We start from the raw sequence: 23,650 nt of genomic DNA, 5'->3' as shown, positions 1-23,650 counted from the left end.
CGACGTGGCGGCCTCCTGTCCGAGCCGTGCGCGGCGCGACGTGGCGGCCTCCTGTCCGAGCCGTGCGCGGCGCGACGTGGCGGCCTCCTGTCCCAGCCGTGCGCGGCGCGACGTGGCGGCCCCGTGCCCCTGCCGTGCGCGGCGCCACGCGGAGCGAAGGCCACCCGTGGCCGACGGCCGGTGCCGGCCGCCGGTCCGGGGCAGCGGCATCCCCCGCCGGGGGTGAGGTGCGCCGGCGGGATCCCGGCTGTGCTGGGAACGGCGGCAGGACGGCCGCCTCGCCGAGCCGAACAGCGCACTGCTGCGGCGGGCTCCGGTCATCCCCGCCATGGTCCTCCGGTGATGGCCCGCCCTCGGCGGACTGCCGCAGGCCGGCGGACCGGGCCACCGGCCGCACACCGTCGCGGACCGCGGCGCCTCCCGCCCCGGGCGCCCGGAGGTCCCGGTACGGCCGAGCCGACGTCGGAAGGCGGCCATCATGCTCAGACTCGACCCCACCGTCGCCCGTGACCGGCGCCGGCAGCGCCGCGCCCACGCCGACTACACGGGCGGCGTCTACGGTTCCATGCTGGCCGCCACCGTACTGATCGGAGCCGGCACGCTGGGCTCCTTCCCCCGCCTGGAGCTGGTCGCCCTGCTGCTCCTGAGCGGGGTGGCCTTCTGGATAGCCCATGTGCACGCCCAGCTGTTCGGAGCCCGACTGGCGCAGCACCCGCTCGACCGGCACACCGTCCTGCACGTGTGCCGCGACGAATGGCCGATCGTCAAGGCCGCGGTCCCCCCGGCGGTGGCCGTGGCGGTCAGCCCCCTCCTGGGACTCGATGTGCCGGGCACCCTGTGGCTGGCGCTCGGCGTGGCTGTCGCCGGGCAGATGGGCTGGTCGGTGGCGGCGGCGCGGCGGGCCGGCGCACCGGGCCGCCTGGTCGTGTTCACGGCCCTGGTCAATCTGGTCCTCGGCCTGCTGATCATCTCCTTCAAGCTCGTGGTGACGCACTGACACGGACACGGGGCCGACGCCGGTGGGTCACCTGATCCGGGTGAGGTACGGACCGCCTGTGAAGAGGCACGATCGCGGTGAAGGGTGACGTCCGCCGGTGTCATGCGGCCGTGGGAGGACGGACTCGTGCGCTACGAAATCCGCGTCGAGGGACATCTGTCGGAAACGCTGGCCAAGGCTTTCCCGGAGCTGGGCCATGTGGTGATGTCCGGCCAGACCGTCCTGTTCGGTCCGGTCGTGGACGAGGCACACCTCTACGGCCTGCTGGCACGCTGCCAGTCACTCGGACTGAGCCTCGTGGAGATGCGCCGACTGCCCGAGTGACGCGCACCGCGACCGCGGGCTTGCCGCACAGGACGACAGCCAGGGCCACCGAGTGCATGACCGGCATACGGTCGGCCGGAGGCCGTAGGCGGAAGCGGCCCGCGGACGGGTTCTCGCCCGGTGCGATGGTCACGCAGACCGCGCCGGACCAGGTCCAGGGCGCCGGACGACGGCGCACAGGTCGTCGGAGTCGTCTCCGAGACGGATGTGCTGCCCGAGGAGGAGTACAGCGAGGCCGACCTGGATTCCGCCGGGTGGAGCAGGCGCCCCGCCGACGTCCTCACGGCCGACGCCGTCACCGCCGGTGAGCCGTTGACCGCTCCCGCCTCGTCACTCCCGGGGGAATCGGCCAGGCGGTACTGTCCCGCCTGTTGCGGAACCCGTGCGGGGCGGCCGGCTTGGGGTCAGGGTTCAGCGGGTCAGGGCGGCGAGGGTGTCGTCCAGGTCGGTGCCCTTGGGCTGGTTGTGCGGGAGCCTGGCGAGAACCTTGGCCAGACCACAGGTGTCGGTCAGGGCCGAGAAGACCAGGCCGCCGGCGACGCCCGCGGAGAGCGCACGGGCCCTGGGCCACCGCAGACCGGCGGCCAGCCCGGTGAGGACGAGGGAGCCGGCGGCGAGGCGGACCTGGCGGTCCATGGCCCAGGAGGTGCGGGCGCCCGCGGGGCGGTGCGTGTCGTGGCCGAGCCGGGTCCAGGCGCTGGTGCCGCCGGTCAGGGTGGCGGCGGTGACGCCCTCGTCGGCGAGGCGGCGGCAGGCCGTCGCGGAGCGCGTGCCGGAGGCGCACACGATGAGGAGGTCACCGCGGTCCGCGGCAGCCTTCAGGGCGGGCAGAGCGATGTCGAGGCGGTCGAGGGGGATGTTGTGCGCGCCGGGCAGGTGGCCGGAGGCGTACTCGCCGGGAGTGCGTACGTCGATGACGGTCAGCTCGTGCAGACGAGTGCTGGCCTGGTCGGCGGTGAGGGCGGGGGTGGGTGCCACGGGGGGATTTTCCTTTGATCGGTTGGTGTTGCCCCCTTGCGTAGAATACCCAAGGGGGTATCTCGAAGGAGTGTGTGTGGTGGAACTGGCGATGGCGGCCGAGGAACTGAAGACGGTGGTCAACCGGCTGCGCCGGGCGCAGGGGCAGATCACCGGGGTGATCAAGATGATCGAGGAGGGGCGGGACTGCGAGGACGTGGTGACGCAGTTGGCCGCGGCCTCTCGCGCCCTGGACAAGGCGGGTTTCGCCATCATCGCCACCGGTCTGCAGCACTGCCTGACCGATTCGGACATGGCCGCCGCGGGGGACCGCGAGCAGATGCGCGCCCGCTTGGAGAAGCTGTTCCTCTCCCTGGCCTGAGAGCCGGCGGGCCGGACCCGGTGTCACGCCGGCTCAGACGACGGCGTCGGCGAGCATGAAGGCGGCCACGGCGAGCAGTACGACCGCGAAGGTCCGCTTCAGCAGGCCGCCCGTGACCCTGGCGGCCAGCCGCTTGCCGTCCCAGGCGCCGAGGATCGCCGCCCCGGTGAACGGACCGACGACCGCCCAGTGGACGCCGGCCGTGGTGGCGCCCCGGGTGGCGAGGGAGGCCAGGGAGTTCGCCGAGATGACCAGCAGGCTGGTGCCGACGGCGGCCTGCATCTCGAACGTCAGCACGGTGACCAGGGCGGGCACGGCGAGGAAGCCCCCGCCGACCCCGAGCAGTCCGGTCAGCGCCCCCAGTCCCGCGCCCGCGCCGGCGGCCCTGGCGGGCCTCGCTCCTCCCGTCGCCGGGCTCACGGCGCGGCTGGGACGGAGCATTCCGACGGCGGCCACAGCCGCGACACCGGCGAACGAGGCGGTCAGCACGGGCTGGGGCAAGCGGCTCGCGGCGGCCCCGGCCGCGGCGGCGGGCAGCAGCCCGGCCGCGGCGAACAGGGCGCCGGCCCTCCAGCGGACGTTTCCCGTACGGGCATGGGCGTACAGGGCGGTGAGCGAGGTGGCCGTGACGATGATCAGACTGGCGGTGGTGGCCGCGGCCGGGGTGAAGCCGAGCAGGTAGATCAGCGCGGGGACCGCCAGGACGCTGCCGCCTCCACCGAGCGCGCCGAGCGCGAGCCCGACCACGGCCCCTGCGATCAGGGCCAGGACCAGCGCGCTCACGCTATGACACCGTCACTGCCGCCCGAACCGGTGACCGGCAGGCCCTCACGCGCCCAGGCGGCCATGCCGCCGGTGACGTCGGTGGCCTGAACGCCCTGTTCGGCCAGGAACGTGGCTGCCTGCCGGGAACGGCGACCGGAGCGGCAGATCGCGACCACGGGCCGCCCTTCAGCGGCTGCCGGGAGCGGGGCCCCGGCCATCAGGCGGGGGAGCGGCAGGTGCAGTGCGCCGGGCGCGTGCCCGGCGTTCCACTCCGGTGTTTCGCGTACGTCCAGCAGCGCGGCGGTGCCGTCGCTGATCCGCTGGTGGGCGGACCGCGGGGTGAGACGGCGGCCGGGACCACGGCGAAGGCGGGAGAACATCATGTGATCACTTTCATGCGGGGGCAGGGGGGCAGGGGGGCGGTCAGCGGATGCCCTCGGCGCGGGCGAGGGGCAGTCCCGCCTCGCCGGCGGCGTCGAAGCCGTCGTCGACGGCGACCACGTCCCGGCCGAGGGCGTCCAGCAGGGACGCGGCGATCGCCGCGCGCATCCCGCCGGCGCAGTGCACCCACACCGTCCCGTCCGGCACCTCGCCGACGCGGCCGCGCAGCTCGTGGACCGGAATGTGGACCGAGCCCTCGATGTGGCCGCCCGCACGCTCCGAGTTCCGGCGCACGTCCAGCACGACCACGTGGTCGCCCCGCTCATGGACGTCCGCGAGGTCGGCGAAGCGGGCGCGCGGGAAGGAAGCGAGCCGCTCGCCCTCCGGGACCCAGCCGGCCGGGTCGCCCGTGGCGGCCGCGGCCGGGCGGTCGATGCCCACCCGCGCCAGTTCCCGCTGCGCGTCGGCGATCTCCTCCGAGGTGCCGGCGAGCAGAGTGACGGGCTTGGCCCACGGCATCAGCCAGGCCAGGTAGGTGGCGAGCTTGCCCTCCCCCTCGAAGTTGAACGAGCCGGCCACGTGCCCCTCGGCGAAGGCCATGCGGCTGCGCAGGTCCACCACCCACTCGCCCGCGGCCAGCCGGGCGGCGATCTCGCCGGCGTCCGCACGGCGTGGCGGAGTGAGGTCGACCGGCGCGGGACCCGCGGCGTTGGCGGGGCTCATGTGCGCGTAGTAGGCGGGCACGTCGTCCAGCCCGGCGAGCGTGCGGGCGACGAAGGTGTCCACGTCCAGCGTCAGCGCGTCGTTGGTCTCGCGCTCCTTGCCGATCGTGGTCGTGTCCCCCTCGGCCTGTGACGAGGAGCAGAAGCTCCCGAAGCCGTGTGTGGGCAGCACCGGCACCTCGTCGTCCAGCTCGTCGACCAGCCGGTGGGCGGAGGCGTGCTGCGCGCGGGCCAGCCGCTCCGTGAGCCGCGGCTCGACCAGATCGGGGCGGCCGACGGTGCCGATGAGCAGCGATCCGCCGGTGAAGGCCGCCACACCGAGCCCGTCCTCGGTCAGTGCGTAGGAGGTGTGATGCGGGGTGTGCCCGGGAGTGGCGATCGCGCGCAGCGCCAGCCCCTCGTCGACCGTCACGGTGTCGCCGTCGGTCACTGGTGTGCGGGTGAACGACACGTGCGCCCCGGCAGGCACCAGATAGCGCGCGCCGGTGACACGCGCCAGCTCCAGGCCGCCGGTGACGTAGTCGTTGTGCAGGTGGGTCTCGGCCACGAAGGCGATGCGCACCCCACGGCGGGCCGCCGCCGCGATGATCCGGTCGATGTCCCGCGGCGGGTCGATGACCACGGCGGCAGAGAGCCCGCCGGCCAGATAGCTGCGGTTGCCCAGACCTTCGAACTCCAGCGTGTCGACGAAGAACACGACTCACGACTCCTCACGAAATCGGGTACCCCCGGGGGTATATGACTCTCACTGTAACAGCCATACCCCGGGGGGTATTCCGGAGGGACGGGAGACGCCCAATGGCACGACGGCACGGAGGGGTACCCGGCGGGGTGCAGAGGAATTCAGCCGTTCCACACAGTTCGGGAGTGCCCGTGTCCTACGACCGCACCGTCCGTCTCGGCGCCGACTTCGGCACCGCCGTCACCGCCGTACGCGAGGCCCTGGCCGATCAGGGCTTCGGAGTCCTCACCGAGATCGACGTCAAAGCCACGCTCAAGGCAGGCTCGGCCACGACATGGAGGACTACCTGATCCTCGGCGCCTGCAACCCGCCGCTGGCCCACCAGGCCCTGGAGGCCGACCGGAGCATCGGCCTGCTCCTGCCCTGCAACGTCGTCGTCCGCCGCGCCGGCGACACCACACTCGTACAGGCCCTCGACCCCGGCACCATGGTCACCCTCACCGGCCTGCCGGCCCTGGAGCCGGTCGCGGCGCAAGCCACGGCCCGGCTGGACGCCGCCCTGGCCTCCCTCACATGACGCAAGCGCACGCCGTATCCGCAGAGGGCCGGCACGCCATGTGCGAACAGCGTGACCCACCGGTGCTCCGTAATGACCTTGACCGCTACCGCGTCGTCATGGACGTCTCAGATCCAACGGCCACGGGTGTCCTGACGGGCCACGCGGCTCCTCAAGCCGCGAACAGGCGCGCGCGAACAGCGATTGCGGAAGAGTGCCACAGCGGTGGGCCCAACGGTCCTGAACCGGGGACCTGTGGTCTCTGCGCCCGTGGCCTCTCGCTGCACCACTCTGGGAGCGGAAGCCGACTCAGGAGGTGGCCAGGATGTCGCGCACCATCATTGTGGGCCTCGACGGCTCGCCCGAAAGCCGTGCCGCTGCTGAATGGGCCGCGCAGGAAGCGGCTCTGCGTGGTCTGCCGCTGCGGCTCGTGCATGTCTGGGAATCCGTTCCGGACGCCCTGGTGCAGGCCTCGCGCCTGGGGGCCGAGACGCTGAGGCACTGGAGCGAGCGGATTCCGAGGGAGGCGGCAGCGGAGATCCGGCGGCGTCATCCAGGCGTGGACGTCGGCACGAAGCAGATCCCCGGCACGGCTGCAAGCGTGCTGGCAGAGGCAGCACAGGACGCTGAGCTGCTCGTTCTCGGTTCCCGGGGCCTCAGCGGTGTCGGAGGATTCCTTGTCGGCTCCGTGGGCATGGCGGTGATCGCCCGTGCGGAGGGGCCGGTGGTCCTGGTACGAGCCGGTTGGCAGGCCAGGGACGAGGACGGGGCGGACCGGGCGGATTCCGCGTCCGCCGCCACCACGCACCGGCCCGTGGTGCTCGGCCTCGACATCGGCCGACCGGACGACACGGTGATCGCCTTCGCGTTCGAGGAAGCCGCCCGCCGTGGAACCACCCTGAAGGCGGTGCACGGCTGGAGAATACCGGCCTACATGCTCTACGGGCTGCCCTCGGACCTCGCTCTGGACACCGAACTGCGCCAGCAGGACGTCGCGGCCATGGCCAAGGTCCTGAGCCCCTGGCGGGAGAAATACCCGGACGTCGACGTCGTCGAGGACTTCCACTGGGGGAGCCCCGCCGACCGAGTCATCGAGGCCGCCCGGGACGCTTCGCTGGTCGTTGTCGGCCGACGGATCCGCCGCAGCCCGGTCGGTGTCCACATCGGGCCGGTCACCCACGCGGTGCTGCACCACGCGGTCGCCCCCGTCGCCGTCGTCGCGCACGACTGACCGCGGCGGAACGCGGGGACCGCTCTGCCGAGGGGGGACGGACATGAAGCACGACAAGGTCGGCGCGGTGATGACCACCGAGATCGTCACCGCCACCCGCGACACCCCGTTCAAGGAGGTCGCACGGCTGCTGTCGGTGCACCGGATCAGAGGGGTGCCGGTGGTGGACGAGGACGTCGCCCGGTCGACGACCGCACGGGTCCACGGAGTCGTCGCCGTGGTCGGCAGGCCGAAGTACCGGATGGACGACTCGGGACCGCGTGCCCAGGAGCAGGCGGTGCACGGTGTGGCCGACGACAGGCTGCGTCGCCTGTGACAGGAGGTGAAACCGCCATGACGGGAACCGTGCTGGTCACCTACGGAACCACGAACGGATCGACTGCGCGCATCGCCGAAAGCATCGCCGATGTCCTGCGCAAGAGCGGGTTGACGGTCGACATATTTCCCGCCCCGTCCGTCGAGGACGTGGCGCGGTACGACGCCGTCGTGGCCGGCGGCGCGCTCTACGCCGGGCGCTGGCACAGGCACGCCCGCCGGTTCCTCCGCAGGCACCGGCGGGCCCTGGCCGACCGCCCCCTGTGGCTGTTCAGCAGCGGACCGCTCGACCCGTCCGCCTCCGAGCGAAACATCCCGCCGGTGCCCCGGCTGGAGAAGGCCATGGCCGCACTCGACGCCAGGGGACACGTCACCTTCGGCGGATGCCTGGAGAACGGTGCCAAGGGATGGGTGGCACGCATGATCCTCAGCGACGGAAAGGGCGGCGATTTCCGGGACTTCACCGCGATCGAGACGTGGGCGGCTCATGTCGCCGAGGACCTGACGCGGACGTGAGGCGGTCCGGCAGGGCAAGCGCGCAGGTCTCGCCCGGCGTGACGGTCACCGCGCGGCCGGCGAGCATCACGCGGATCGGGCGTTCCTCGGAGTCGGGGACGTTGATGGCCAGTTGACGGTGCCTTCGCCGTATGCCGATGCCCCGGTGACCGCGGTACTGGATGGTGAAGCCGTACTCGGAGAGTGCCGGCAGCGGCACCGGGTCCAGCCACAGGGTGTCCTCGCGTGTCTCCAGGCCGGTCAGACCGCGCTGGACCAGGTCCAAGGTGCCGGCCATGGCGCCGAGGTGGATGCCCTCACCGGTCGTGCCGCCCTGGATGTCGGCGATGTCCGCCTCCAGGGTCTCCTGGACGTACTGCCATGCCTCGGTGCGTCTGGCCCTGGCGAGAACGAGGCCGTGGACGAGTCCGCTGAGGGTGGAGCCATGGCTGGTGCGCCGCAGGTAGTAGTCGACGGTCCCGCGCCAGACGTCGTCCGTCAGGTCGTGGCCGAGGCGCCGGAACAGGCCCCGCAGCTCGCGGGGTGAGAACAGGTAGCCCAGCATGAGGACGTCGGCCTGCTTGGACGCTTTGTAGCGGTTGACCGTGTCGCCTTCCGACTCCAGGATCCGGTCCAGCCTGCGGATGGTGTCGTAGCGGGCGCGGTAGGCGTCCCAGTCCAGTTCGGTGAGCCCCTCGTAGCCCTCGAACTGGCTGATGACGCCCTGGTGGAACGGCACCCGAAGCCGGCGGGACACCTCGTCCCATCTCGACAGCTCGTCGGTGTCCAGCCCGAGTTGGGCGGACAGTTCCTCGTGGCGCCATGCGGGAAGGCGCCGGAGGAGCTGCAGAGCACGGGCGAGGACCCATGCGGCGGTCACATTGGTGTAGGTGTTGTCGTCCAGCCCTGGACTTGCGGCGCCGGGACGGCTGTCGTGGTACTCGTCGGGGCCGACGACACCGCGGATCCGGTAGCGCGCCGTATCGGTGTCGAAGACGGCGAGGTCCGACCAGAAGCGGGCGATCTGCAGGACCATCTCGGCGCCCCTGCCGTGCAGGTACTCCGTGTCCCCAGTGGCCTCGCAGTACTGCAGGACGTTGTGGGCGACCGCCGAGCCCACGTGGTGCTGGAGCCGTGAGTTGTCGGGCAGCCAGCGGCCCGACGCGGGGTTGAGATGCCACTCCTGCGACTCCTCACGGCCGTCGCTGCCGCTCTGCCTCGACGACGCCGGGCGGCTGTGCGGCGTCGTCAGCCGTGGTGACCTGCTCCAGGTGTTCCTCCGCCCGGACGAGGACATCGAGGAGGAGGTCCGGCGCACGGTGGTGTCCTACCTGTTCCCTCTGCACGCGCACGCCATCCGTGTGTCGGTGCGCGACGGGATCGTGGTGCTGAGCGGGCCCGTCCACGACACCTCGCTCATCTGGGTCGCCGAGCGCCTCGTCCGCGGACTGGAGGGCGTGGTGGGCGTCGAATCGAGGCTCCGGGCCGAGGGACCGGACCCGGACGCGCCCCACCCGGCGGAGTGACTGTGTGCCCGGTGGAGGACCATGAGCGCTTCCTCGCAACCTTCCGTGGCGGTGGCCGAACTTCACCGGTCGGCCGCGGTGATACGGCGTCCTGTGAGGCTCGTGGGCCGGATCGACACCCACATCTCCCGCTCGCCACCGGCCCAGGGCGACGTGTGGGCGTGCTCGGTGAGCCGGCGGACGGCCTCCGGCTCGGTCACCACGCGTGCGTGGCCGACGGCGAGCACGCTCCAGCCCTTACTCAGCGCCTCGTCCACGTGGTCCACCTCGAAGGCGATCTCCCTCCCCGCTGCCGCCGCCGTGACGGAGCCCGGCGCCGTCCGGAAGGCGATGGTGTCGCCGACGACCTCGTAGTTGACCGGGACGACCGCGGGGCGCCCGTCGTGCCCCGGCATCGCGACGCGGCCCACACCGTGCGTGGACAGCAGGGCGTGGCATTCCTCCGGCGTGAGGTCGCGCAGCTGAGGATGCAGCAGGGCGTGACCCTGGCCGGGCGGGAGGTCGATGCCGTCGCCCTGCAGTGAGGCGACCGTGGTGCCCAGCGCGTCCGCCAGCCTGACGAGAGTCGCCAGACTGGGGTCGGCGGGATTTTCCTCGACGTAGGCGAGGTAGTCGGGCGACATCCTCGCGCGGCCCGCGGTTTCCGTCCGGCTGAGCCCGCGCCTTCTCCGCTCCGTCGCGACGCGTCGGCCGAGGTCACCGGCGGCGGCCGCGCTGGGCTGGCGTGCCGCGGACGGGAACTCCGGTCCCTCCCCGCTCCCCGGGGCGGTCTGTTCCCGCTCCGGACGGCGGATGTGTGCGTCCGGTCCGGGAAACACGAGCGTCACTTCGCCCGTGTCGGACCAGCGCACTTCATAGGGAGGTGTCCCGTCCTCGTGGTGGAGCGCGATGATTTCACCGGCGCGCCGGACGGCACCGCTCGCCGGGGCTGCGACGACCAGCTGGTCGCCGAGGTGAGCTCGCATGACCGCCGCCCTCTCTTCAGAATGGTGATGTATCCAACCTGCCATGCGGGCCCCACCGCCGCAGGAGGCAGCGGTCCTCCTCCGCGAGCTGGGGGCGTCCCGCATCCGGGAGGCGACATGTACCACCGCACGGTCGATGAACTCATGACCCGAGACGTCGTCAGGGCACGGCGTGACACGCCGTTCAAGGAACTCGTCAGGCTGATGGAGGAGAACGACATCACGGCCGTGCCCGTGGTGGACGAGCTGGATCGCCCGATGGGCGTGGTCTCCGAGGCCGACCTGCTGCGTAAGAGCGCAGACCAGCCGGACCCGTCCGGCCGCGCTCCCGTCCCGCACCTGGAAGCCTGGGAGCGGGCCAAGGCCGAGGGCTCCCGCGCTGAAGAACTGATGTCCGCCCCCGCGGTCTGCGCCCGTCCGGAGTGGACGGTGGTGGAGACGGCCCGTCTCATGGAGTCCCAGCGAGTCAAACGGCTGCCGGTGGTGGACGACGCCGATCGCCTGCTGGGCATCGTGAGCCGTGGTGATCTCCTCCGGGTCTTCCTCCGCCCGGACGAGGCCATCCGCGAGGAGATCACCCGTGAGGTGCTGACGCGGACGCTGGGACTCGACCCGCGGGACGTGACCGCGGAGGTCCGCGACGGTCGCGTGACCCTCGCCGGCACCGTCGGTCACCAGAGCCTGATTCCCGTCGTCGAGCAGCTGTGCCGCGGCGTCGACGGCGTGGTCTCGGTCTCCGGAAGCCTCACCTACGGTACGGACGCCGCCGGAGGCGCTGCGGACCGCGGGTGAGCGGAGGCGGCGCGGGAGGCGTCGAGCCGGGAAGCCACCATCGCCTGGATGTCATGGTCAGCGGCTTCCATCAGCGCAGCGCGAACTCCACTGCCGTACCACTGGCCTCCCCGTCCTCGACGCCCACGACGACGCTTCGGAAGCGGTCGGAACGATGCCCCGGCGTCCCCCGAACGACGATGACCGGCCCAGTCGGCGCGTGCCGGCACGGCCAGACTGGCGTGCAGCAGGTGGAGCGGGACTTCATGCCGGACCGCCTCGCCGGCAGCCCAGCCCACCGCCACCTCCTGAAGGCCCGTTCGGGTGGGGCCGAACGGCGCTCAAGGGGGCCGGGAGACCCATACCCCGGGAGTCCCGCGAGCCGGGACGGTGAAAGGGCAACCGAACCGACGGCTTCGCAGCGGAGGGCCGTGTCATGCGGATACCTCGGACACCTGATCACAGGTCTGGTTCCAGTTCGCTCGGCAGAGGGGCGTCGCGTGGGCCCGACGGCACACGGAGCCCTTTGGAGCGGCCGGTGGACCGGCTGGAGCGAAGACTCCGCGTCGCCCTTGCGGCCGTTGCCCTCGTGGTCCTGCCCCTGACGGTCTGGGGGGCGGGACAGGCGGTGTACGCCCACTACACGCATGCGCGTCAGGTTCAGCTCGCGCGACTGACCCCCGTCGGTGCGCGTCTGCTCACCGACGCGAGGTCGGCCGGGGACCGGCCCGGTGCGCAGTCCGGCTTCCACGCACTGGTGCGGTGGAGCGACCGGTCGGGCAGCCACACGGGTGTCGCACCGGTGCGGGCCTGGCTCCAGAAGGGCGCGGCCACGACCGTCTGGCTCGACGCCCGCGGCGCCGTCGCCGATGCCCCGGAAGACCGGGACTTCGCCGCGACGGCCGGTGTGGCCGTAGGGTCCGCGGCCGCGCTCGGCGGGGCGGCCGTCGCGTACGGCGTGCGGCGGGCCGTCGGACGGAGTCTCGACCGGCGTCGCATGGATCAGTGGGACCGCGAGTGGACCCGCGTCGAACCCGACTGGGTGACGCGCTTCGGGCGCTGACGGCAGGGACGTCCGTCACGCCGTCGGATGCTCATCTCTGGCGGCCCGGCGACGGCTCCCGCAGCGTGGAGAGCACAGGCGGACCGGTCCGCTGGGCCCCCGTACCCCTGAAGGAAAGAGGTGGGACGCATGGACACGGATGCTCCGGGACCACGCGTGGTGGTCGGCGTCGACGGGTCGCAGTCCTCGTACGAGGCCCTGCGCTGGGCCGTGCGCCATGCCGGCCTGATCGGGGGCACGGTCGAGGCCGTCGCGGTGTGGGAGCTTCCGGGCCTGTACGGCTGGTCCGGGCCCGCCGTGGACATGGACGTCGACGAGGACGAGACCCGGCGGAAGATGAACGAGGAGCTGACTGAGGTCGTCGGTGCCGATGCAGCCGCCTCGCTCCTGACCCGCGTCGTGCACGGCAACCCCGCCGACGTTCTGCTGCGGGCCGCCGAGGGCGCGGAGATCCTGGTGGTGGGCAGCCGGGGCAGGGGCGGTTTCACCCGGGCCCTGCTCGGCTCCGTCAGCCAGCACGTGTCGCAGCATGCGAGCTGCCCCGTCGTGATCGTGCGGTCCCACGAGGGCTGACGCACTGGCTGTGGCCGAGGACTCGGCGGCCCCGGCTCACTGGAACGCGGAGTGGATCTCCTGCTCCGTCGCCTCGTGCGAGACGAGCAGGAGTTCGTCCCCGGGAAGCAGCCGCACCTCGGGGCGCGGGGCCGTGGGCCGGCCATCCCGGACGACGGTGGCGACCACGGTCCCGGCAGGCAACTCGATCTCGCCCAGTGTCAGCCCCGCGGCCCGGGACTGCTCGTCGATCGCTGTCTCCATGACCTCGACGCCCGCCTTGCTCAGCCGCAGCAGCGCCACCGTGTCCGTGGCACCGGTGGCCTCCTCGATCAGGGAGATCAGCGGGGTCGCGGCGGGCACGGCCACGTCCACGCCCCACCGTTCGTCGAACATCCAGGCGTTCTCCGCCTCGTTGACGCGCGCGGCCACCCGGCCGACCCCGAACTCCCGCTTCGCCAGCAGGCTGATGACGAGGTTGTCCTCGTCGCGGCCGGTCACGGCGATGACCAGGTCGCAGACCAGGGCGCCCACTTGTTCCAGCCGGCCCGGGTCGCAGGCGTCCCCCTGAACGACGTGCATGTGCGGAAGGCCGTCGAGTTCGGCCGCGCGGACGTCGTCGTACTCGACGAGGGTGACGTCGTTGCCGGTGGCGGACAGTGCCTGCGCGATCTGGGTGCCGAGCCGGCCGGCCCCCGCGACCAGAACCTTCATGTTCCCAGCTCCCTGTCGAGAAAGCCGCGCAGCCGGCCCAGTGCCGTGGCGGCCACGATGAATGTGACCAGGTCCCCGCGCTCGGCGCGTACATGGTGCGCGGGGAGCAGGGAGCGACCGGCCCGGGTGATCTCGACGACCCGGAACTCGCCGTCCACCTCGAATTCGCTCACCTGACGTCCGGTGAGGTACGAGGGCACCTGGGAACGCACGAGAAGGGTCTCGCCGTTGCCGAAGGAGACCTCCGGGGAGAGGTGGCGGTGCAGCAGCATCTGGTGGATGCGCCCCGCACTCCAGCGGACGCTGGAGATCGTCGGAATGCCCAGGTCCCGGTAGATGTCGGCACGGCGCGGATCATGGATGCGGGCGAGGACGACCGGAACCCGGTAGGTGTCCTTGGCGGTCCGGGCGCTGACGATGTTGCTGTTGTCCCCGGACGTGACGGCGACGAAGGCGTCCGCGTGGGCGATTCCGGCCGTTTCCAGCACGGTGCGGTTGAAGCCGTTTCCCACATGGAACGCACCGGTGAAGCCGGATGCCAGCTGCCTTCGCGCCGTGGGCCGCCGGTCGATGAGCCGTACGTCGTGCCCCTCGGCGACGAGCCGCGTGGCCAGAGTGGCTCCGACCCGGCCGCAGCCCGCGATGATCACTCTCATCGGGTTCCTCCCTCCGCGGATGTCCTCCGGCGCAGCATCCACTTCCTCGTTTCCTCGGCCGCCAGCAACAGGACGCCGAACGCGGCCAGGACCGCCCAGTCGGCGGGGGCCAGCGGCGCGGTGTGGAAGACCGCCTGGAGCGGCGCCGCGTAGCTCATGGCGGCCATCAGCCCGATGCTGAAGCAGCCCGCGGCCAGCAGCCACGGATTGCCGAACAGACCGGCCCGGAAGACGCTCTGCCGGTCCGTGCGCACGGCTAGCGCGTTGAAGAACTGGCTGACGACGATGCCGGCCTGGACCAGGGTGATCGCCTGCCGGTACACAGGATCGTTCTTGGTGAAGTCCGCGTAGGGGATGCCGGAGGCGTGGATGTGCCAGAAGAAGACGGCGCACACGCCCAGCGCCTGGATTCCGCCGAGGAAGACGATGCGGCCCATGACCCCGGCCGAGAAGAGCCGTTCGCGGCGGGGCCTCGGCGGGCTGTCCATGACGTCGGGTTCCATCGGCTCCGCGCCGAGCGCCAGGGCGGGCAGCACGTCCGAGCCGAGGTCGATGGCGAGGATCTGCACGGCCGTGATCGGCACCAGCGGGAACCCCGCGAAGGTGGCCGCCAGGATCGGCACGAGTTCGGCGATGTTGTGGCTGAAGAGGTAGATCAGGAACTTGCGGATGTTCCGGTAGACGGACCGCCCCAGCCCGACCGCGGTCGTGATGGAGGCGAACGAGTCGTCGAGCAGCACCATCACGGCGGCCTCGCGGGCCACATCGGTGCCGGAGGCGCCCATGGCCACACCGATGTCCGCGTGTTTGAGGGCCGGGGCGTCGTTGGCCCCGTCCCCGGTGACGGCGACGACCTCGCCGCGCCGCTGGAACGCGGTGACCACCCGCATCTTGTGTTCGGGGGTGACCCGGCACAGCAGCAGCTCTGTGGCGTCGGCCAGCAGGGCGTCCACACCGTCGTCGTCCAGGGTGTCCAGGTGCGTGCCGGTCGCCACGGCCGGAGCCGGCCCGTGGACGATGCCGACGCGGCGCGCGACGGCCTCCGCGGTCAGCGGATGGTCACCCGTCACCATCACGACACGGATCCCGGCGTGCCGGCACGCGTCCACCGCGTCGCGGACCTCCGGCCGGGGCGGGTCGTACATCCCGGCCAACCCCAGCAGCGTCAGCCGGCTCTCCGCCTCCGCGAGTCCCGGCCGGGGACCGGTGACCTGGCGCCGGGCGACCGCCAGGACACGCAGGCCGCGGCCGGCCATGTCGTCGGCCGCCGCCGCCACTTGGCCGCGCGCGACGTCCGTCAGCGGTGCCGTTCCGCCGCCGCGGTCGAGGGACTCACAGCGGGCGAGGAGTTCGAGCGGCGCACCCTTCACGCAGGCGAGGAATCCGCCCTCACCGTCGCGGTGCACCGTGCTCATGAGCTTGCGCGCGGAGTCGAAGGGGTGCTCGGCCACCCTGGGTGTCCGGGACTCCTCCTGTGCCGGGTCCAGACCGGCCTTCCGGGCTGCCACGAGCAAGGCACCCTCGGTGGTGTCTCCGAGGACCCGCCACGGAGCCCGGTCTGTCGGCGGGACCAGCCGGGCATTGCTGCACAGCGCCGCCGCGCGGAGCAGCTCCCGTACCGGCTCGGCGTTGCTGACGCCGCCCGACGGCGCGTACCCCACACCGGTCACGGCGTGCGACACGCCGTCCGCCCACAGCTGTACCACGGTCATCTCGGCCTGGGTGAGGGTGCCGGTCTTGTCGGTGCAGATCACGCTGGTCGAGCCGAGGGCCTCCACCGCGAGCAGTTGTTTGATCAGCGCGTGCCGACGGGCCATGCGGCGCACGCCGATGGCCAGGGACACGGAGAGCGTGGCCGGCAGGCCCTCGGGGACGAGGGCGACCATGATGCCCAGCGAGAAGACGAACGTGTCGACGAACGGCTGCCCACCGGGCGTGCGCACCGCGAAGAGGGCCGCTCCGGTCGCCAGCGCCACGCCGGCGACCCGGCGGGCCATGAGGGCGACCTGGCGCTGCAGGGGGGTCTGCTGGCGCGGGGCGGCAGCGGTGAGCCGGAAGATCCGCCCGAACTCGGTGGCCGGACCCGTGGCGAACACGACGGCCTTGCCCGTCCCCGCGACCAGGTCGGTGCCCATGAGGACACAGTCGCGCGCCTGAACGGGCGGCGCCTGCGGCACCGGCCCCGAGACGCGGGCGACGGGATCGCTCTCGCCGGTGAGCGCGGCGTTGTTGACGGCGGCGTCGTGCGCCTCGACGAGCCGGCAGTCGGCCGGGACCGCGTCGCCGGCCTCCAGGACCACCACGTCGCCGGGCACGAGCTCCCGCGCGGGCACCTCCAGCCGCTCCCCGTCGCGCAGCACACGGCACGCGTGCGGCACCATCGCCTGCAGGGACTCCGCGGTGCGCTCGGCGGAGTACTCCTGGGCGAAGCCGATGCCGGCGTTCAGCAGCACCACGCCGAGGATCGCCAGCGCCAGCTGGAGGGTGGCCGGGTCGCGGGGCCGCCCGAGCCCGTACGCGAGGAACGTGATCCCCGAGGCTACGAGCAGGACGACCGCGAAGAGGTCGGTGAACTGTGCGACGAGCCGGCGCCACACCTGGCCGTGTGTCACGCCGGGCAGTTCGTTGGGGCCGTGACGGTCCTGCCGAGTGGCTGCCTCGGCCGACGACAGGCCATGCGGGCCGCTCCGCAGGGCGGCGAACACCTCGGAAACCGGCAGAGCGGGGACGGAGGAGGGCGAGGCGTTCCGCGGTCGCGGGGACGGCGCCGTGGCCGCGACGTCCGTTGGTGGGCCGCCCTCGCGGACAGTGGCCGTTCCCCGCCGGGCCGGATGAGCGCTCATGCTCCGGTCTCCGAGGGCGGGCCGGGCGGCTCCTGCAGGATGGACCGGGCCATGGGGCCCAGCAGGTCGGCGAGCCGTTGGAAGACGTCCAGGAACAGGTCGTCCATCGTCAGCACGCCCACCACGCGGCCCGCGTCCAGGACGGGAAGACGGCGGACCCCCGTGCGGCGGAACCTGTCGTAGGCCGCCTGGACGTCGTCGGCGGCGGCGACCGTCACGACCCGGGACGACATGACCGTTTCCACCCGGGTGCCGATGTCCAGACCACCGCCCGCGCCACGGACGGCGAGGTCCCGGTCGGTGACGATGCCCCGCAGACTCCCCGCGTCGACCACGAGCACGGAGCCGACGGCGGACTCGCCCATCCGGCGGGCCACCTCGGCCAGGGAGGCGTCCGGTGTGACGCACACCGGCGGAGCGGTCATCAGCTCGGAGACCTTCACCTGCGTCCTCCTCGCTCTCCGCGGGTCCCGTGGGGGCTCGATGGAACGCGGATGCTCAGATCACGTCGAGCAGGTCGGTCACGGGCCGCCTCGGCGACGCGGGGCCTTCCGGCCCGTAGCCGATCCGGATGACCATCTGGACGTGTGCCATGGCCGAGAGGGGGTCGCGGACCATCCAGCGCACCTCCGGCCACTCCAGGGGCTGCGAGGTGAGCGAGGCGACGAGTCCGTCCATGGTGGCCCGCAGCAGGACCCGTTCGAGCGCCTGCCCGGCACACAGCCACGCCGGGGGATCGTCTCGGGCCGTCCCCAGCAGGGCGACGGCCGGGTTCTCCTCGAACGGCGCCCAGCCGCGCCCGGGCATCGGACGCCCGGCGGCGAAGTCACGCAGGGGGACGGAGCTGCCGCGCTGCCGCGGACCGAACGCCCCACCGGGGATGCCGTCCGGCGCCCCGACCGTTTCCCCCGGCTCCGTGCGGGTCCACCGCGCCGTTTCCCGGCGCATGTCCGCGTCCGCCGCTTCCCGGCCCTCCGCGTCCCACACCAGGGCCAGGAGCGACTTCACGTGCCAGGCACCTGGGAACACCAGCTGCGCGCCCTCGGCGGCAGCGGCCGCGAGGAGCCCGTCCCGCACCTCGCCGGGGATCGCCTCGTCCCGGAAGGGCAGCCGGCTGGAGTGCCGGCGCCGGATCGCCGGCGCCAGCCGGGCGAGTTCCGCGTCGGGTGGTCCGGTACTGAACAGCTGGATCTCGGCGAGGAGTTCCGGGCAGGCCGGGTCGGGCAGCAACCTGAGGAGCGGGCAGAGGCCCGCCGCGGCGGCGGCCACCCGCAGGTTGAACAGCGCGGCACCGCAGCCGATGTGCAGACCGCGCTGCACCGGATCGGTTCGCGGCAACGCCCGCCGGAGGTCGGCGTACAGCCGCAGCACGCTGCTGTCCCGCAGGTAGCGGAAGCTCCAGGGCTGCGCGTTGTGCAGCGACGGCGCCGCGCAGGCGTCCGCCACGAGTGCGCTGACGGTCCGGGTGTCGAGTGGTTCCGCGGTCACGGCGGCCTCCCTTGATACTGGTCCCGGGGCTCACCCGGGGGCCGGAACGGCGATGACGGGGCAACGGGCGTGGTGCAGCACGCCCTGGGAGACAGAGCCCAGGAGCATGCCCGTGAATCCGCCGCGGCCCCGGGTCCCGACCACCAGCCCCAGGGCGTGGGCCGAGGCGTCGGTGAGTACGTCGACGGGGTGCCCCCGTACCACCTCGTGGTGCAGGTCGACCTCGGGGTGACGTGCCTGACGGCCTGCCACGGTCTCGGAGAGCAGGCGGCGGGACTCCTGCTCGGGCCTGCGTTCGTCGAAGATCCCGAGTCGTCCGGGCTCCAGGACGAGCAGGGCCCGCAGCGCGGCGCCGCGCAGGGCCGCTTCCTCGAACGCCACGTCGACCGCGGTGGCGGAGTGCGCGCTGCCGTCGACGCCGACGACGTAGTAGGCGGGCTCCTGGGTGACGTGCTCCGGCTCGGGGACGACGACCAGGGGGCAGTGCGTGCGGGCCATGACCGGCAGGGCGATCGAGGCGGAGCCGAAGACTTCCTGGCGCCGGCTCAGATGCCGTGAGCCGAGCACCAGGGCGGTGGCGTCACGGCTCTGCTCACGCAGCACCCAAACCGGGTCGCCCTCCACGAGCAGGGACTCGACCTCGACCGTGGGATGCCGGGCGACAACGAAGTCCGTGGCCTCCTCCAGCACGTGCTTCCCGGCCTTGTGCAGGGCTTCGTTCCATTCCTGCCACGACGGCGGGACGTCCCGCCCGCGGTAGCCGCGCGTGGGCGCGCCTTCGACATGGACGGTGCGCAACGGCAGCCGCCGCCGGGCGGCCTCGTCCGCCGCCCAGGCCAGTGCCGTCCGATGGCCGGGGTCGGGATCGACACCCACCACGACCGGCCGGCGGTCACCGGGCCGGGACACGGCCGTCTCCCGTCACCAGATGGCGGATGTAGGCGTCCGGCCCCGGAAAGTACAGGGTCGTCCGGCCGTCCTCGGCCCACCGCACGTCGTAGGGCGGGCTGCCGTCCGGATGGTGGAGGCCGACGATCTCGCCGTCCCGTGCGACGACGCCGGCCGCGGTCCCGCGTACGACGATCTCGTCGCCTACGCGGGCGCGCATCGAGGTACCCGCAGCCTCGGGGCCGTTGGCCGCTGCGGTCCGGCCGTTCTTCTTCAGCGGTGCGGGAGCGGACATCGCTCTCACCTCCCTGCGGTGGCGCGGAGGAGACGCCGCCGCCGATTCCATGGAAGGCCCCGGCACGAGGCCCTGCCAGGGGCCATTGGTCCCGCCGGGGGGCCCGCCGTCCCCTGGGCACGTGGGTCGGTCGCCGCGGGCCGCGAGCGACGAGGCGTGCACGCCACGCATGGCCGGCGGCGTCGGGACGGTGCCGTCCGGCTCGGCCGTCCGGCACGGCGGTAGACCTGTTTGCGGCCCGGGTCCGTGGCCTTCGCCGACGACAGCTTCATCACCGGACGGCCGTCGTACTCGTGTGCCCACGGCGGACACGTCGATGGGGGCTCCGGACCGCACCAGCCGGTCCACGCCGTACTCGTCGAGTCCGCCGCCGGCCGCGATCCCCACCTCGCTCGGACCAGGGGCCGCCCCCTGGCCCTGCGGCGCGGGTCCCGGCCACGCCGAGCGGGGAGCGTGTCCCGGTCAGGCGCACCCCATTCGCCGGCGCCTCCCGCAACGAGGGCCGATCGGCCCTGGCCGTTGGTCCCGGATGCGGTAAGGATCGTAGAAGGGCCGATTCCGTTCGCAGCGGGCATTCGGCACAGGCCGCGAACAAGGAGCATGCGATGGCGGACGGTGATCCGGGCAGTGCCATCCGGGTCTTCCTGCTGGACGACCACGAGGTGGTACGGCGCGGTGTGCGCGACCTGCTGGACGACGAGCCGGACATCAGCGTGGTCGGTGAGGCCGGCACGGCGCAGCAGGCGCTGGTGCGGGTTCCCGCGCTGCGGCCGCAGGTGGCGGTGCTCGACGTCCGCCTGCCCGATGGAGACGGCGTGACGGTCTGCCGGGAACTGCGCTCGCGGATGCCCGAGCTGGCCTGCCTGATGCTGACCTCGTTCGACGACGAGGAGGCATTGCTGGACTCCATCATGGCGGGGGCCTCCGGCTACGTCCTCAAGCAGATCCAGGGCTCGGACCTGGTCTCGGCCGTACGCACCGTGGCGGCGGGCCAGTCCCTGCTCGACGCGAGCGCCACCACCCGGCTGATGGCCCGGCTGCGGGGCGGCCCGCAGCAGGAGGAGGAGCGGGACGCCCTGCCCGGCCTGACGGAGCGGGAGCGGGAGATCCTGGCGCTGATCGGGGAGGGGCTGACCAACCGGCAGATCGGGCAGCGCCTCTACCTGGCGGAGAAGACGGTGAAGAACCACATCTCACGGCTGCTCGCCAAGCTCGGTGTGGAGCGCCGCGTCCAGGCCGCCGTCATCGCCACCCAGGTCCAGGACACCCGGAAACGGGACGGACACTGAGGGCCACGGACCGCCGCGCGCTGGTCACGGGTTGAGTGAACCGTCCGTGCCACCGCGTGAGCCGGTGATCTCCCGGCCCGTGATCATCTCGGCCTCGATACGCACGAAGACGCCGTCCGTGACGATCCACGAGCGTGGACCGGTGCGTTCCAGTCGCTGCTGTTCGCCCGGCTCGGTCACCACAGTCGCCTGCCCGGTGACGACCACGCTCCAGCCGGACCGGGTCGTGGCGTCGAAGTCGTCGGCCTCGAACGCCACGACGGCGCCGTCGACGGCCCGGACGAGTTCCGAGCGCGCGGACGTGCGCAGGAGGACCGAGGAGTCGCTGTCCAGGGAGAAGTTGACCGGAAGCACGGCGGGTAGCGCTTGCAGCGTGTAGACGACGCGACCGACCGGCACCTTGGCCAGCAGGCGCAGGCACTCGTGCCGGTCGAGCGCGCGGAAGCCGTCTTCGTGGAGCATCTCTCCATGGTTCCCCACCCGGTTCGGGGACGTTAGGGCCGGACGGCCCTCCTCGTCCCGTTCGCGTCCCACACCCCTGGCCCCCTCGGCCGCGAAGAGAAGGAGCCTAGCGATGTGTGAGTACCGCGGCTGCCAGTCGCTGAGGTCCATCGACCAGCTGACCCAGGAGCACGAGACGGTGGTGAACCTCATCAGCCAGGTGGAGGAACACGGCCTGTCCCCGGCCCTGGCCGCCGGCTTCCCCGAGAAGATCGCCGCGCTGGAGGAGGAGCACCGTCGCATCGAGGCCGTACTCGCCGAGGCGGGCGGACCGGGCCCCGCCGACCGGGCCTGGCCCGCGCGGCTGATCGCGGCGCTCGACCTGCTGCGCGACCACATCCTGAAGGAGCAGGGCGGCGTCTTCCCCGCCGCGCCGGCGTACCTGAGCACCGAGCAGTGGGAGACGGCCGAGGCGGTACGCGCGCAAGCCGGCACGGGACTCGCCGCCGTCCGACACGGCCGTCCGGCCCGGTGCGCGGCGGCGATGGCCCAGGGGTCTACCGCGCCGGACGCACCGGGCCGTCGTGGGCGAGGTCGAAGTCCACGTCCACGACGCCTTCAACGGCCCTGACCAGGCGCGCGGCGACTGGAACGAGGCCGCTGTCACGGATCCGGCCGGTGAGTGTCACCACACCGTCCCGCACCTCTACGTGCACGGCCGACGGCGGCGGGACGAGGCACGACGCGATGTCGCGCCGGACCTCGGCGGCGATGTCCTCGTCGTCGCGGAGGAACACCTTGAGCAGGTCGGTGCGGCTGACGATGCCCGCCAGCAGTCCGGTCCGGTCCACCACCGGCAGCCGCTTGACCCCCTCGCGGGCCATCAGGCGCGCAGCCTCGGCGAGTGTGGCGTCGGCGCGGACCGTGACGGCGGGGGAGGACATGAGGTCCCCCGCGGTGAGCGCGCCGGCCTTCGCCGCGTCGACGGGCTGACGCAGTTGGAGGTAGCCGGCGTCGGGATCGTCCCGGAGCTCCTCCGTGGGCAGCAGGTCCGCCTCGGAGACGACTCCGGCCACGCGGCCCTCGCCCTCGATCACGGGCAGCGCGCTGACCCGCCAGTCCTGCATCAGCCGCACGATCTCCTTGAAGGGGGCCCGCCGTCCGACGGCCGCGACCGTGGGGGTCATGACGTCACTGACGGTGCGCGGGGTGCCGTACATGATGACTCCGTAAGGGTCGATGGGTGCCCGGCTCCTTCCAGCATGTGCCGGAGGACGGGAGGCGGCCAGGGGCCATCCGGCCCCCGGCACGACCCGCCGTCTTCGGGAGGGTCGGTCGGCCCACGGTGGGGCCGGGTGGCCCCTGAACCGCGCGGCCCGGCGGCGCGACGCTGGTACCGGAACTGCGATGCCTGGAGGTGGAAGATGTCCCGCACCGTCACCGTGGGCCTCGACGACTCGTCCGAGAGCCGGGCCGCGGCCGAGTGGGCCGCGAGGGAAGCGCTGCTGCGCGGTCTTCCCCTGAAGATCGTGCACGTTCAGGAACGGATGCCCAGGTACGCGGGCCGGACCCCGCTGCTGGACCCCGACCGCTACCAGCGGTGGGCAGAGCAGTTGACCGACGAGTCCGCGGAGGGCCTCCGGCTGCGTCACCCCGGCATCGACGTGACCACGGAGCGCCTCACCGGCACCGTTGCCGACATCCTGTGCGAAGCGGCCGGCTACGCGGACATGCTGGTGCTGGGATCACGGGGTCTGGGCGTGCCCGGCCGGTTCATGACCGGCTCGGTGAGTCTGGGCGTCGTGGCCCGTGCCGAGCGGCCCGTGGTGCTGGTGCGCGCGGGGGAGCAGGCCGCCGACGAGCACAGAATGGATCGCATGGGCGTGCCTTCCGCCGCGGCGCCCTTCCGACCGGTGGTCCTGGGCCTCGACATCGATCATCCGGACGACACGTTGCTGGAGTTCGCCTTCGACGCCGCGGCACGGCGGAAGGCCGCTCTACGGGTGGTGTCCGCATGGCCCGCGCCGCTGCTCTCCCCTTTCGGCCATTCCGCCGAGGTCGAGCTAGAGGACTCGCTGGAGCGCGGTCAGGCCGCCTTGCTGAGGAAGGTGCTGCGTCCGTGGCTCCAGAAGTTCCCGGACGTCGAGGTGCTGGAGGCCAGCCGCTGCGGCAGCGCGGCAGAGGTTCTCGTGAACGACTCCCATGACGCTTCTCTCGTGGTCGTCGGCCGCCGCATCCGCGCGGGTTCCCTCGGCCCCCACATCGGTCACGTCACCCATGCCGCCCTGCATCACGTGTCCGCCCCTGTCGCGGTCGTCGCGCACAGCTGAGCCGCCGGCCGAGGAGGAAGCC

Annotated in this window: 25 protein-coding genes and 5 pseudogenes; 14 read left to right on the top strand and 16 right to left on the bottom strand. The window is 72.6% G+C overall.

What is annotated here, in order from left to right; translation table 11 throughout:
• Positions 1 to 478 precede the first annotated feature (478 nt).
• Positions 479 to 997, top strand: a complete 519-nt coding sequence (locus tag DBP14_RS01955) for a hypothetical protein (RefSeq protein ID WP_129305318.1) — start codon at positions 479 to 481, stop codon at positions 995 to 997.
• Between the two features lie 126 nt (positions 998 to 1,123).
• Positions 1,124 to 1,321, top strand: a complete 198-nt coding sequence (locus DBP14_RS01950; RefSeq protein WP_129305317.1) for a hypothetical protein — start codon at positions 1,124 to 1,126, stop codon at positions 1,319 to 1,321.
• A gap of 411 nt (positions 1,322 to 1,732) precedes the next feature.
• Here DBP14_RS01950 and DBP14_RS01945 read toward each other — a convergent pair whose 3' ends face one another.
• A complete protein-coding gene (locus DBP14_RS01945; RefSeq protein WP_129305316.1) occupies positions 1,733 to 2,299 on the bottom strand; it encodes a rhodanese-like domain-containing protein in 567 nt (188 codons plus the stop codon).
• Between the two features lie 79 nt (positions 2,300 to 2,378).
• On the opposite strand from DBP14_RS01945, the gene DBP14_RS01940 reads away from it, so the two are divergent.
• Positions 2,379 to 2,660 (top strand): metal-sensitive transcriptional regulator, encoded by a 282-nt coding sequence (locus DBP14_RS01940; RefSeq protein ID WP_129305315.1) that lies wholly within the window; start codon positions 2,379 to 2,381, stop codon positions 2,658 to 2,660.
• 33 nt (positions 2,661 to 2,693) lie between these two features.
• Here DBP14_RS01940 and DBP14_RS01935 read toward each other — a convergent pair whose 3' ends face one another.
• From DBP14_RS01935 to DBP14_RS01925, 3 genes are read right to left on the bottom strand one after another with little or no spacing between them, the layout of a single operon-like run.
• Positions 2,694 to 3,443, bottom strand: a complete 750-nt coding sequence (locus tag DBP14_RS01935; RefSeq protein ID WP_129305314.1) for a sulfite exporter TauE/SafE family protein — start codon at positions 3,441 to 3,443, stop codon at positions 2,694 to 2,696.
• The gene (locus DBP14_RS01930; RefSeq protein ID WP_129311624.1) at positions 3,440 to 3,805 is read right to left on the bottom strand and encodes a rhodanese-like domain-containing protein; all 366 of its coding nucleotides are present in this window, start codon (positions 3,803 to 3,805) and stop codon (positions 3,440 to 3,442) included. The genes DBP14_RS01935 and DBP14_RS01930 overlap by 4 nt, the downstream gene beginning before the upstream one ends.
• Before the next feature lie 43 nt (positions 3,806 to 3,848).
• On the bottom strand, positions 3,849 to 5,225 hold the full coding sequence (locus tag DBP14_RS01925; RefSeq protein ID WP_129305313.1) for an MBL fold metallo-hydrolase: 1,377 nt from the start codon (positions 5,223 to 5,225) through the stop codon (positions 3,849 to 3,851).
• A gap of 176 nt (positions 5,226 to 5,401) precedes the next feature.
• On the opposite strand from DBP14_RS01925, the pseudogene DBP14_RS01920 reads away from it, so the two are divergent.
• From DBP14_RS01920 to DBP14_RS01905, 4 genes and pseudogenes are all read left to right on the top strand, one after another.
• Positions 5,402 to 5,787, top strand: a pseudogene (locus tag DBP14_RS01920) (DUF302 domain-containing protein).
• A 304-nt stretch (positions 5,788 to 6,091) separates the two neighbouring features.
• Complete coding sequence (locus DBP14_RS01915; RefSeq protein WP_129305312.1) at positions 6,092 to 6,997, top strand: universal stress protein; 906 nt, start codon at positions 6,092 to 6,094, stop codon at positions 6,995 to 6,997.
• 43 nt (positions 6,998 to 7,040) lie between these two features.
• Positions 7,041 to 7,172: pseudogene (locus tag DBP14_RS36605) on the top strand (CBS domain-containing protein); the annotation flags it as partial.
• A gap of 158 nt (positions 7,173 to 7,330) precedes the next feature.
• Entirely contained in the window at positions 7,331 to 7,828 is a 498-nt protein-coding gene (locus DBP14_RS01905; RefSeq protein WP_129305310.1) for a flavodoxin domain-containing protein, read from the top strand.
• On the opposite strand, the pseudogene DBP14_RS01900 reads toward DBP14_RS01905, so the two are convergent.
• Positions 7,773 to 9,023: pseudogene (locus DBP14_RS01900) on the bottom strand (glycosyl hydrolase family 65 protein); the annotation flags it as partial. The gene DBP14_RS01905 and the pseudogene DBP14_RS01900 sit on opposite strands and share 56 nt — an antisense overlap.
• On the opposite strand from DBP14_RS01900, the pseudogene DBP14_RS01895 reads away from it, so the two are divergent.
• Positions 9,013 to 9,333, top strand: a pseudogene (locus DBP14_RS01895) (BON domain-containing protein); the annotation flags it as partial. The pseudogenes DBP14_RS01900 and DBP14_RS01895 sit on opposite strands and share 11 nt — an antisense overlap.
• Before the next feature lie 62 nt (positions 9,334 to 9,395).
• Here DBP14_RS01895 and DBP14_RS01890 read toward each other — a convergent pair.
• Complete coding sequence (locus DBP14_RS01890; protein ID WP_129305309.1) at positions 9,396 to 10,298, bottom strand: pyridoxamine 5'-phosphate oxidase family protein; 903 nt, start codon at positions 10,296 to 10,298, stop codon at positions 9,396 to 9,398.
• Between the two features lie 117 nt (positions 10,299 to 10,415).
• Here DBP14_RS01890 and DBP14_RS01885 point away from each other — a divergent pair, with 117 nt between their 5' ends.
• The 3 genes from DBP14_RS01885 (at position 10,416) to DBP14_RS01870 (ending at position 12,705) form a co-directional block, all read left to right on the top strand.
• Positions 10,416 to 11,090 carry a CBS domain-containing protein gene (locus DBP14_RS01885; RefSeq protein ID WP_129305308.1) on the top strand — a complete coding sequence of 225 codons (675 nt, stop codon included), beginning with the start codon at positions 10,416 to 10,418 and terminating at the stop codon, positions 11,088 to 11,090.
• A 505-nt stretch (positions 11,091 to 11,595) separates the two neighbouring features.
• Positions 11,596 to 12,132, top strand: a complete 537-nt coding sequence (locus tag DBP14_RS01875) for a hypothetical protein (RefSeq protein ID WP_164992231.1) — start codon at positions 11,596 to 11,598, stop codon at positions 12,130 to 12,132.
• A 129-nt stretch (positions 12,133 to 12,261) separates the two neighbouring features.
• Positions 12,262 to 12,705, top strand: a complete 444-nt coding sequence (locus DBP14_RS01870; protein ID WP_129305306.1) for a universal stress protein — start codon at positions 12,262 to 12,264, stop codon at positions 12,703 to 12,705.
• A 36-nt stretch (positions 12,706 to 12,741) separates the two neighbouring features.
• Here DBP14_RS01870 and DBP14_RS01865 read toward each other — a convergent pair whose 3' ends face one another.
• From DBP14_RS01865 to DBP14_RS36600, 8 genes and pseudogenes are all read right to left on the bottom strand, one after another.
• The gene (locus tag DBP14_RS01865) at positions 12,742 to 13,398 is read right to left on the bottom strand and encodes a TrkA family potassium uptake protein (protein WP_129305305.1); all 657 of its coding nucleotides are present in this window, start codon (positions 13,396 to 13,398) and stop codon (positions 12,742 to 12,744) included.
• On the bottom strand, positions 13,395 to 14,054 hold the full coding sequence (locus DBP14_RS01860) for a TrkA family potassium uptake protein (protein ID WP_129305304.1): 660 nt from the start codon (positions 14,052 to 14,054) through the stop codon (positions 13,395 to 13,397). The genes DBP14_RS01865 and DBP14_RS01860 overlap by 4 nt, the downstream gene beginning before the upstream one ends.
• Entirely contained in the window at positions 14,051 to 16,897 is a 2,847-nt protein-coding gene (locus tag DBP14_RS01855) for a cation-transporting P-type ATPase (protein ID WP_277752680.1), read from the bottom strand. The genes DBP14_RS01860 and DBP14_RS01855 overlap by 4 nt, the downstream gene beginning before the upstream one ends.
• On the bottom strand, positions 16,894 to 17,340 hold the full coding sequence (locus DBP14_RS01850; protein ID WP_129305303.1) for a CBS domain-containing protein: 447 nt from the start codon (positions 17,338 to 17,340) through the stop codon (positions 16,894 to 16,896). The genes DBP14_RS01855 and DBP14_RS01850 overlap by 4 nt, the downstream gene beginning before the upstream one ends.
• A 55-nt stretch (positions 17,341 to 17,395) precedes the next feature.
• Positions 17,396 to 18,385 carry a nitroreductase gene (locus tag DBP14_RS01845; RefSeq protein ID WP_129305302.1) on the bottom strand — a complete coding sequence of 330 codons (990 nt, stop codon included), beginning with the start codon at positions 18,383 to 18,385 and terminating at the stop codon, positions 17,396 to 17,398.
• Positions 18,386 to 18,415: 30 nt separating this feature from the next.
• Positions 18,416 to 19,294: a universal stress protein gene (locus tag DBP14_RS01840; RefSeq protein ID WP_129305301.1), complete on the bottom strand. Its 879-nt coding sequence runs from the start codon at positions 19,292 to 19,294 to the stop codon at positions 18,416 to 18,418.
• Positions 19,278 to 19,568, bottom strand: a complete 291-nt coding sequence (locus tag DBP14_RS01835; protein ID WP_129305300.1) for a DUF1918 domain-containing protein — start codon at positions 19,566 to 19,568, stop codon at positions 19,278 to 19,280. Before DBP14_RS01835 ends, DBP14_RS01840 begins: the two co-directional genes overlap by 17 nt.
• A 209-nt stretch (positions 19,569 to 19,777) precedes the next feature.
• A pseudogene (locus tag DBP14_RS36600) lies at positions 19,778 to 19,958 on the bottom strand (nicotinate phosphoribosyltransferase); the annotation flags it as partial.
• A 215-nt stretch (positions 19,959 to 20,173) separates the two neighbouring features.
• Here DBP14_RS36600 and DBP14_RS01825 point away from each other — a divergent pair.
• On the top strand, positions 20,174 to 20,857 hold the full coding sequence (locus DBP14_RS01825; protein ID WP_129305299.1) for a response regulator transcription factor: 684 nt from the start codon (positions 20,174 to 20,176) through the stop codon (positions 20,855 to 20,857).
• Between the two features lie 24 nt (positions 20,858 to 20,881).
• Here DBP14_RS01825 and DBP14_RS01820 read toward each other — a convergent pair whose 3' ends face one another.
• On the bottom strand, positions 20,882 to 21,319 hold the full coding sequence (locus DBP14_RS01820; protein WP_129305298.1) for a pyridoxamine 5'-phosphate oxidase family protein: 438 nt from the start codon (positions 21,317 to 21,319) through the stop codon (positions 20,882 to 20,884).
• A gap of 112 nt (positions 21,320 to 21,431) precedes the next feature.
• On the opposite strand from DBP14_RS01820, the gene DBP14_RS01815 reads away from it, so the two are divergent.
• The gene (locus DBP14_RS01815) at positions 21,432 to 21,929 is read left to right on the top strand and encodes a hemerythrin domain-containing protein (RefSeq protein ID WP_129305297.1); all 498 of its coding nucleotides are present in this window, start codon (positions 21,432 to 21,434) and stop codon (positions 21,927 to 21,929) included.
• Here the strand turns inward: DBP14_RS01815 and DBP14_RS01810 are convergent.
• Positions 21,856 to 22,518 (bottom strand): CBS domain-containing protein, encoded by a 663-nt coding sequence (locus DBP14_RS01810; RefSeq protein ID WP_129305296.1) that lies wholly within the window; start codon positions 22,516 to 22,518, stop codon positions 21,856 to 21,858. The two genes, DBP14_RS01815 and DBP14_RS01810, sit on opposite strands and share 74 nt — an antisense overlap.
• 204 nt (positions 22,519 to 22,722) lie before the next feature.
• On the opposite strand from DBP14_RS01810, the gene DBP14_RS01805 reads away from it, so the two are divergent.
• A complete protein-coding gene (locus tag DBP14_RS01805) occupies positions 22,723 to 23,628 on the top strand; it encodes a universal stress protein (RefSeq protein ID WP_129305295.1) in 906 nt (301 codons plus the stop codon).
• Positions 23,629 to 23,650: the final 22 nt, after the last annotated feature.

It is taken from the genome of Streptomyces sp. L2 (assembly GCF_004124325.1).
Lineage (GTDB): Bacteria > Actinomycetota > Actinomycetes > Streptomycetales > Streptomycetaceae > Streptomyces.
The sequence above is the reverse complement of the archived record's forward strand: the minus strand, read 5'-3'. Positions and strand labels throughout refer to the sequence as shown.

Excerpts from the sequence above, each read along its gene's own strand:
- DBP14_RS01955 (WP_129305318.1), top strand. The coding sequence starts at position 479 with ATGCTCAGACTCGACCCCACCGTCGCCCGTGACCGGCGCCGGCAGCGC.
- DBP14_RS01930 (WP_129311624.1), bottom strand. The coding sequence starts at position 3,805 with ATGTTCTCCCGCCTTCGCCGTGGTCCCGGCCGCCGTCTCACCCCGCGG.
- DBP14_RS01915 (WP_129305312.1), top strand. The coding sequence starts at position 6,092 with ATGTCGCGCACCATCATTGTGGGCCTCGACGGCTCGCCCGAAAGCCGT.
- DBP14_RS01905 (WP_129305310.1), top strand. The coding sequence starts at position 7,331 with ATGACGGGAACCGTGCTGGTCACCTACGGAACCACGAACGGATCGACT.
- DBP14_RS01890 (WP_129305309.1), bottom strand. The coding sequence starts at position 10,298 with ATGCGAGCTCACCTCGGCGACCAGCTGGTCGTCGCAGCCCCGGCGAGC.
- DBP14_RS01885 (WP_129305308.1), top strand. The coding sequence starts at position 10,416 with ATGTACCACCGCACGGTCGATGAACTCATGACCCGAGACGTCGTCAGG.
- DBP14_RS01870 (WP_129305306.1), top strand. The coding sequence starts at position 12,262 with ATGGACACGGATGCTCCGGGACCACGCGTGGTGGTCGGCGTCGACGGG.
- DBP14_RS01865 (WP_129305305.1), bottom strand. The coding sequence starts at position 13,398 with ATGAAGGTTCTGGTCGCGGGGGCCGGCCGGCTCGGCACCCAGATCGCG.
- DBP14_RS01860 (WP_129305304.1), bottom strand. The coding sequence starts at position 14,054 with ATGAGAGTGATCATCGCGGGCTGCGGCCGGGTCGGAGCCACTCTGGCC.
- DBP14_RS01855 (WP_277752680.1), bottom strand. The coding sequence starts at position 16,897 with ATGAGCGCTCATCCGGCCCGGCGGGGAACGGCCACTGTCCGCGAGGGC.
- DBP14_RS01835 (WP_129305300.1), bottom strand. The coding sequence starts at position 19,568 with ATGTCCGCTCCCGCACCGCTGAAGAAGAACGGCCGGACCGCAGCGGCC.
- DBP14_RS01825 (WP_129305299.1), top strand. The coding sequence starts at position 20,174 with ATGGCGGACGGTGATCCGGGCAGTGCCATCCGGGTCTTCCTGCTGGAC.
- DBP14_RS01820 (WP_129305298.1), bottom strand. The coding sequence starts at position 21,319 with ATGCTCCACGAAGACGGCTTCCGCGCGCTCGACCGGCACGAGTGCCTG.
- DBP14_RS01815 (WP_129305297.1), top strand. The coding sequence starts at position 21,432 with ATGTGTGAGTACCGCGGCTGCCAGTCGCTGAGGTCCATCGACCAGCTG.
- DBP14_RS01810 (WP_129305296.1), bottom strand. The coding sequence starts at position 22,518 with ATGTACGGCACCCCGCGCACCGTCAGTGACGTCATGACCCCCACGGTC.
- DBP14_RS01805 (WP_129305295.1), top strand. The coding sequence starts at position 22,723 with ATGTCCCGCACCGTCACCGTGGGCCTCGACGACTCGTCCGAGAGCCGG.